Source organism: Lentzea indica, assembly GCF_012184385.1.
GTDB classification, from domain to species: domain Bacteria; phylum Actinomycetota; class Actinomycetes; order Mycobacteriales; family Pseudonocardiaceae; genus Lentzea; species Lentzea indica.
Genome location: NZ_VSRL01000369.1, coordinates 1 through 6,878, shown reverse-complemented (window position 1 = coordinate 6,878; position 6,878 = coordinate 1). Strand labels below are relative to the sequence as shown.

The following is a 6,878-nucleotide window of genomic DNA, read 5'->3' as shown; positions in this document are numbered from 1 at the left end:
CGACGCGGCCGGCGCGATGAGCAGCGCCGCAGCCGCCGCGGTGACCGCGGCCACCGGGAACAGCTTGCGAATCATGACAATCCCCCTTCAGATCGGCGTTGTAGCTCTGCCTGCTGACGAGGTTTCCAGTGCGTGCTAAGTACTTCCTAAGATTCAGCCACTTGGGACAGTGATCAGGGCTCGAAGTGGAACGAGCGGATGAAGCAGTCTCGTGGCTGATTCACGGCGAACAGGACGCAGTCGGCCACGGACTGCCCGGTCAGCACGCCGTCGCGGGGCGCGTCGTCGTTGTTGTCGAAGTCCGGCGGATACAACGAGATCATCCGGATGCCCTCCGGCCTGAGCCGTTGCGACATGATCTCCGCGTACCGGCCCTGCCCCGCTTTGGCCGCGTGGAACGCCGCGTGCGCGATGTGAGCGGGATCGCTGCGTGACTCGGCCTCCAGCGACACGATCGTCACGACGTCCGCGCGTTCGGAACGACGCAGCAGCGGCAGGAAGCTTTCGGTCATCAGCACCGTTCCCGCCGTACCGGACACGATCGTCCGCACGATCGCGTCGTCGTCCGCCTCGGACTTGGACAGAAACGCGGCCCCGTTGTTGACCAGCACGTCGACGTGCCCGAGCAGCTCCCCCACCTGCTCGGCGCAGCGCCGAACCGACGCGGAGTCCGTCAGGTCGCACCGCAGCGCGTGCGCGCCGGGCAACGGATCGCAGGTGTGTTGCGCGGCAGCGAGATCACGAGCCGTGACCACCACCGTGTCGCCCTGGGCGGCGAACCGCCGCGCGATCGTGCGTCCGAAGCCCCGTCCACCACCGGTGATCACGACGTTCACATCGGACATGGTGCAACCTCCATCGCCCTGGAGTCAAGTTGCTAGCGTGGTGGCGACCTGCTGAGAACTGGGGAAGGGGTCACCGTGCCGGACCGCAGGGCACAGCTCGAGGAGAAGATCCGCGCGTTCCAGGAGCAGGCCGCCAAGGCCGGTCAGCTCAAGGACAAGATCTCGGAGCTGCGCGGGCAGGCCCGCAGCGGCGACGGTTCCGTCATCGTCACCGTCGCGCCGTCGGGTGCCGTGCTGGGGTTGCAGCTCAGCCCGAACGCGATGAAGTACAGCCACACGCAGCTGCAGCAGGAGATCCTCGCCACGATCAGGGCGGCGACGCAGCAGGCCGCGCAGATGCTGCAGGACACCGTGACGCCGGTGCTGGGCGACCAGGCCGAGCGCTTCAAGGACGCGTTCAACGCGCACTCGAGCGTGATGATGCCGGACGCGCCGCCCCAGAACACGGCACAGCAGCACATGCCGCCGCCGCAGCAGCAACACATGGCACCGCCGCCGCCTCAGAACGTGTCGCGGCCCGCACCGGGGAACCGTCCGAGGCCCGCGCCGGTCTCAGACGATGACGACTTCGGCGGCAACTCGATCCTGAGGTGATGGGGGCATGACGGGATTCCACGTGCAGGACGGTGCGCTCACGGCGCACAGCCAGGGTTCGAAGGAGGCCGCAGGCCACTTCGGACAGCTGGCGACCCTGCTCGAACAGGCAAGGGTGAGCGACGACTGCTTCGGTCCGCTCGGCGAGCTGATGGCGTTCAAGTACTTCGAGGGCCTGCAGGAATGCCAGGACATGGCCAACAAGGCCAAGGGGTTCCTGGAGGGCGTGTCCGAACGGACAGAGCAGACCGCTCAGACGTACCGCGACGTCGAGGACGCGATCAACCAGGGACTGCAGAAGTTCAGCTCCAGCGGTGGTCCCGGCTCACTGGCCGACCTGAACAGCGCGGGCAACGGCAACCGCAAGAGCGACTTCGAGCAGAACGCCGGCTACGGCAGCTCGTGGGCGAGCACGGGCGGCGACATCGCACGGGCGAGCAGCCCGCCGGACGTCGCCATCGCGGCGGTCAACGCCCGCATGGAGCAGCTGCAGTTCGTGATGAGCCCCGGCCAGTCGTTCATCGACAACGGCCTCGGCTTCCTCATCGGCATCGTGATCAGCCCGATCGTCGAGCTCGTGCTCGAACCCGCGATCGGCGACCCCGAGCAGATGCGCAGCACCGGGACCGGCTGGGGCAAGGTCGCCGACTGGGTGCAGAAGACCGGCGAGCACGAGAAGACCCGCGCCGCCGCGACGTCGCAGCCGTGGACCGGCGAGGCAGGCGACAAGTTCCGCAAGCAGATGGACGAGTTCGGCGCGGGCGCGGAGGCGTTCTCGAACGAGATCCGCGGCCTGCAGCAGATGCTGGAGCTCGCCGCCGACCTCTTCGACGCGTTCGTCGAGATCTGCATCGACATCCTGCAAGAGCTGGTGATGGGCCTGATCATCGAGTGGCTGGCCGCGCTGGCCGCCTCGTGGATCACCGCGGGCGCCTCGATGGCAGCGGCGGGTGTGGCCACCACCGCCCAGGTCGGCGGCACGATGGCGCGACTGGGCATGAAGGTCAAGCAGCTGCTCGGCAAGCTGAAGCCCTTGATCGACAAGCTCGAGGACCTGCTGCAGGCGCTGCGCAAAGGCCCGCTGCGCAAGCTCGTCGAGAAGGCGGAAGGCATGCGCGACGGCAACATGGCCGAGAAGTGGCTGATGCGCAAGGTCGACGGCAACCCGCTGGCCAAGATCGTCACCAAGGCGGACCCGGCGACGATGGCGTCCAAGACCGGCAACCGCTTCGCCGAGCGGTTCGGCGTCGACGGGGCCGGATCGGACTCGCTGACCACGAACCTCACCGAGGCGGGTCTGCGCATGGCAGGCATGAGCGGCACCACCCACATGCCGACGGCCGTCACCAAGGGAGTCATGGAGAACGCTCCCGGCCTCGCCATGGAGCAGGGCATCAAGGCCGGCTACAACAAGGGCCAGGACCCGTCCTCGGACGAGGAGCGATCTGACGCCATGAACCGAGGATTCGAGTACGAGTGATCTTCTCGGCGCCACTCGGCCCCGGCCACGTCGCCCGGCAGCACGTCTGCCGGGCCGACGAGTCCTTGGTCTGGGCGATGTACCGGCGGACCTTCTACTACGCCGTGGACGGGCTCGACCAGCTCGGAGCGCCGGGCCGTTCCCTGTTCACGCGCGGAGCTTCGGCCGTGGGCCGCGGGATGGGCGACCTCGCGCTGACGATGCTGGGTGGCGGTGGGGATTCGGGAGACGACAAGGCTCCTGCCGCCGATCACCTGGTGTTCGGCCCTTCTCCGGACTGCGTCGCCGTGCGGACGTTGGCCCGGTTCGAACCCGGCAAGCCGGTGGATCGCTTGTGGGCCTTGACGTCCGCACGGCTGGTGATCGCCGAGCGGTACGTCGCTCCCCCGGCCGCAGAGCCTTCTTCGTTTCTCGGCAAGGCGATCGGGTTCGGCAAGGAGGTCGGCAAGATCCTCGCCGACAACCGCAAGAAGTACGGCGAGCACCTCGAAGGCGAGCCGGTCGCCGTGCCGGAGTACCGGGTCGTCGCCGAGTTCCCGCGCGCTCAGATCCTCGACGCTCAGCCGGGGCGAGTGACGTTCGTCGACGGCTCCGGCTTCGAGTTCCTGCTCGGCCGGCCGGCGGTGGCCGATGACGAGGTCGTTGTCCGGGAGCTGACCAAGTTCTGGCTGCGGCCCGGCGAACGCCTGGTGCTCGGCTTGCCACCGATCGTCGGCTACGTGGGTGGCGTCGTCGGTGGGTCGTTGCGGGTTCCTTGGGAGCCGGCGAGCCCGATGCCTCCGTTGGAGCTGGACAAGCCGCGGTGGCCGCTGCCCGCGCCGCCGTCACCGCCGGACTGGATCGACGACCCGACACTCGGCTACTGGGTCGAGGCGCCCGCCACGTCGTGCTTCGCGGTGCAGCTGGCCGACCACTTCGCGTTCAGCCGGGGAAACGCACGGCTGGCGGTGAGCGACCAACGCGTGGCGGCGGTGTATCCGACACACCTGTTCGAGGCCAAGCCTTCCAGCGTGTTCACGACCTTCGCGGAGGTTCCCCGTGGCGCGGTGCGGTCGCTGGACACACCCTTCGCCGGCCAGAGCGTGCCCGCGCGGCCGGTGGTCAGGCTGACGTTCGCGGACGGCTCCTCGCTGGCTCTCCGGCGTCAGGCCTGAATCGACTCCCACAGGCAGAGCACGGTGCCCTCGCTGTCTTTGACGTACTGCGAGAACCCGTGGTCGCCCACGCGTTCCTTGGCGTTGAGCAGAGTGCCACCCGCTTGAACGACCTTCTGTGCCACGTCGTCGATGCTCGGCACCTCGATGATCAGCACAGGCCCCTGCACGAACTCGGTCCGCGGCGAGATCCCGCCGTCCGCGTCCGCCACGTCGACAGGGTCACCGCCGGTGTCGACGAGCACGTACTCGAACGGCAGCTTCTGCGCCGACCAGCCGAAGACCTCGCGGTAGAAGCTGGTCGCACGGGCGAGGTCGTCGGCGGGCAGCTCGAACTTGACCCTGCTCATCGCGCGAGGTCCGGAACCTGGGCGACGAGCTCGTCCGGCGCCGACAACCGCCACGCCTCGAACACCAGCTCCGCGAGCTCGTCGGCCTCGACGCCGGCCAGGTACACCACGACCCAGCCGAAACCGCCCGCCGTGAACTGCTCCTCGAACACGTCCGGCCGTTCGGCGACGAGCGCCTGCTGCTCGGACAGCGTCTGCTTCAGCCCGACGGTCTGCGTGCGCGGCCAGTAGTAGCCGAAAACCTTGCCCCGCACGCGCAACGTGTCGTACTGCTGACCGGAGGAGCGCTGCACCTCGGCGAGCGCGTCCACGATCTTGAAGAGTTCCTGGTTCGATGTCGCCACTGCCGACCCCCAAAGCCTGAGCACGCAGTATAAAACCGGTCATTCCGCCCTGCGCGAGGTCGGGGCTGACCTCCTCAGATGGTCGGCGATCAGGGCCGCGTGGGACAGCGGGGTGCTCAGGTCGTCCGGGTCGCCGTTGGTCGTGTAGTCGAGCAGCACGACGTCCGCCGACTCTGCCAGGTCGTGCAGCTGCGCGACGAGGCCCTGCAGGTGGTTTTCCAGGACCCAGCGGTAGGTCGGCAGGTAGATCTCGTGGCGGGCCGTGCGGTAGTCGAGAAGGTGGTCTCCGGTCAGGCCCGCGCGGTGGCCCCGGACCTGACCGAAGCGGCGGACCGTGCGTTTCAGTCCCTTCATGGAGGTCACAGCGAGCTTGGCCGGATCGACGTCCGCGCTCTCGAAGACCTTCAGGGCTTGCCAGACGCCCTCGACCGACTCGCTGAAGACGCCTGGCGACATCGGGACCGGGATCTGGCCGTGCGGGTAGAACGGGCTGAAGCGCACCCACGGCTCGGGGCCGCGTGAGGTCACGTCGATGACCATCGCGTCGGGGCGCTTCACCTTGCGGCGCTTGCTCGCCACTTCGATCGGCATGGTTCGAGGATGGCAGGAGGGTCTGACAATTCTCGGCGGTCAGCGGACCGGTTGGGCCACGGCGGCGGTGGTCGACGTGACACGGCTGCGTTGGGTCAGAACGACGCACACGACCACGACCGCCGCGGTGGCGAGGGCGGGCCAGCCGACCGGTTCGCCCAGGACCAGTGCCGACCACATGAGGGTCAGGACCGGTTGGGCCAGCTGGATTTGGCCGATCTTGGCCACGCCGCCCGCGGCCAGGCCCGCGTACCAGGCGAAGAAGCCCAGGAACATCGAGATCAGTGACACGTAAGCGAAACTGAGCCAGACGACACCTGTGGCGCGCGAGAAGTCCGCTGTGTACAAGGAAATCGGGAGCGTCACGGGAAGCGACACGACCAATGCCCAGCAGACCGTCCTGGCACCGCCCAGTTCACGCGAGAGCGCGCCGCCCTCGGCGTAGCCCAGGCCGCACAACACGACTGCTACGAGCAGGTAGACGTCGGCCACGTTGAGCGAGCCGGAGAAGCCGCCGCCGGTGGCCACGAACGCCAGCACCGCGAGCAGGCCGGCGCCGCTGGAGAGCCAGAACGCGACGGGTGGGCGTTCGGAAGCGCGCACGACCGCCCAGATCGCGGTGAACATGGGCAGCACGGTGACCACGACGGCACCGTGGGCCGAGGTTTGGGTGGTGAGGGCCAGGGACGTGAAGAGCGGGAAGCCGATCACGATGCCCGCGGCGACGATGACCAGACGGCGCACCTGCGTTACTGATGGGAGAGGCGCGCGCGATAACGCCAGGTAGCCGATCGCCAGGACGCCGGCGACGAGTGCGCGGCCGAACGCGACGAACCACGGGTCCAGTCCGGCTACTGCCAAGCGGGTCGCGGGGAGGGAGAAGCTGAAACCCAGCACGCCGAGCGCGCCGAGTGTTACCCCCGCTGGCACGATAACGTTACTCTTGGCTCTCATGAACGAGGATAACGCAGCCGTCCGCGTTATCGAGGACCTGAGAGCTGCGGCACGTGCCGGGCGCGCGGGCGACCGCATGCCGTCGGTGCGCGAGCTGATGGCACGGCACCGCGCCTCGCCGGCGACGGTGCAGCAGGCGATCCAGCGCGTGGCGGCGGAGGGACTTGTCGAGGTGCGGCCCGGCCGGGGCAGTTACGTCGCCCAGCGCTCGGCCACGACCGCGGCCGGCCCAGGACCTTGTCGTGGCAGGCCGTGGCGCTCGGCGAAGGCAGGCCGGGCGAGGACCTCGTGGCGAACCTCCTCGCGGTGCCGAAACCCGAGGCCATCCCGCTGTCCAGCGGCTACCTCGACCCCGACCTGCAGCCCACCGAGGCACTCGGCGCCGCGCTCAGCAGGGCAGCGCGACGGCCGGCCTCGTGGGGGCGCGTGCCGGTCGAAGGCAAGGAAGAGCTGCGCGCGTGGTTCGCGAAGGAGGCCGGCGGCGAGCTCAGGGCCGGCGACATGACGGTGTGCGCGGGCGCCCAGGAAGCGCTCGCGACCGTGTTCCGCGGGCTCGCTGACCGCGG

Annotated in this window: 8 protein-coding genes and 2 pseudogenes; 5 read left to right on the top strand and 5 right to left on the bottom strand. The window is 68.8% G+C overall.

Going from position 1 to position 6,878, the window contains the following annotated elements:
• Positions 1-173: 173 nt before the first annotated feature.
• Positions 174-845: an SDR family oxidoreductase gene (locus FXN61_RS46015; protein WP_167980118.1), complete on the bottom strand. Its 672-nt coding sequence runs from the start codon at positions 843-845 to the stop codon at positions 174-176.
• A 75-nt stretch (positions 846-920) separates the two neighbouring features.
• Between FXN61_RS46015 and FXN61_RS46010 the strand changes: the two genes are divergently transcribed.
• The 3 genes from FXN61_RS46010 to FXN61_RS46000 are packed head-to-tail and all read left to right on the top strand — an operon-like array spanning position 921 to position 4,073.
• The gene (locus FXN61_RS46010) at positions 921-1,439 is read left to right on the top strand and encodes a YbaB/EbfC family nucleoid-associated protein (RefSeq protein ID WP_167980117.1); all 519 of its coding nucleotides are present in this window, start codon (positions 921-923) and stop codon (positions 1,437-1,439) included.
• Positions 1,440-1,446: 7 nt separating this feature from the next.
• Positions 1,447-2,919, top strand: a complete 1,473-nt coding sequence (locus FXN61_RS46005; RefSeq protein WP_167980116.1) for a WXG100 family type VII secretion target — start codon at positions 1,447-1,449, stop codon at positions 2,917-2,919.
• A complete protein-coding gene (locus FXN61_RS46000; RefSeq protein WP_167980115.1) occupies positions 2,916-4,073 on the top strand; it encodes a hypothetical protein in 1,158 nt (385 codons plus the stop codon). Before FXN61_RS46005 ends, FXN61_RS46000 begins: the two co-directional genes overlap by 4 nt.
• Here FXN61_RS46000 and FXN61_RS45995 read toward each other — a convergent pair.
• From FXN61_RS45995 to FXN61_RS45980, 4 genes are read right to left on the bottom strand one after another with little or no spacing between them, the layout of a single operon-like run.
• Complete coding sequence (locus FXN61_RS45995) at positions 4,064-4,423, bottom strand: VOC family protein (RefSeq protein ID WP_167980114.1); 360 nt, start codon at positions 4,421-4,423, stop codon at positions 4,064-4,066. The two genes, FXN61_RS46000 and FXN61_RS45995, sit on opposite strands and share 10 nt — an antisense overlap.
• Positions 4,420-4,767, bottom strand: coding sequence for an MmcQ/YjbR family DNA-binding protein (locus tag FXN61_RS45990; protein WP_167980113.1), 348 nt, complete (start codon positions 4,765-4,767; stop codon positions 4,420-4,422). Before FXN61_RS45990 ends, FXN61_RS45995 begins: the two co-directional genes overlap by 4 nt.
• Positions 4,768-4,806: 39 nt before the next feature.
• On the bottom strand, positions 4,807-5,358 hold the full coding sequence (locus tag FXN61_RS45985; protein WP_167980112.1) for a DUF6939 family protein: 552 nt from the start codon (positions 5,356-5,358) through the stop codon (positions 4,807-4,809).
• A gap of 39 nt (positions 5,359-5,397) precedes the next feature.
• Positions 5,398-6,288 (bottom strand): DMT family transporter, encoded by an 891-nt coding sequence (locus FXN61_RS45980; RefSeq protein ID WP_223165871.1) that lies wholly within the window; start codon positions 6,286-6,288, stop codon positions 5,398-5,400.
• 22 nt (positions 6,289-6,310) lie between these two features.
• Between FXN61_RS45980 and FXN61_RS56810 the strand changes: the two are divergent.
• Together FXN61_RS56810 and FXN61_RS53835 are read left to right on the top strand one after the other, a co-directional pair.
• A pseudogene (locus FXN61_RS56810) lies at positions 6,311-6,499 on the top strand (GntR family transcriptional regulator); the annotation flags it as partial.
• Between the two features lie 65 nt (positions 6,500-6,564).
• Positions 6,565-6,878 (top strand): annotated as a pseudogene (locus tag FXN61_RS53835) (hypothetical protein); the annotation flags it as partial.

Bases quoted from the DNA above. Each gene is read 5' to 3' on its own strand.
- FXN61_RS46015 (WP_167980118.1), bottom strand. From the start codon at position 845: ATGTCCGATGTGAACGTCGTGATCACCGGTGGTGGACGGGGCTTCGGA.
- FXN61_RS46005 (WP_167980116.1), top strand. From the start codon at position 1,447: ATGACGGGATTCCACGTGCAGGACGGTGCGCTCACGGCGCACAGCCAG.
- FXN61_RS45995 (WP_167980114.1), bottom strand. From the start codon at position 4,423: ATGAGCAGGGTCAAGTTCGAGCTGCCCGCCGACGACCTCGCCCGTGCG.
- FXN61_RS45985 (WP_167980112.1), bottom strand. From the start codon at position 5,358: ATGCCGATCGAAGTGGCGAGCAAGCGCCGCAAGGTGAAGCGCCCCGAC.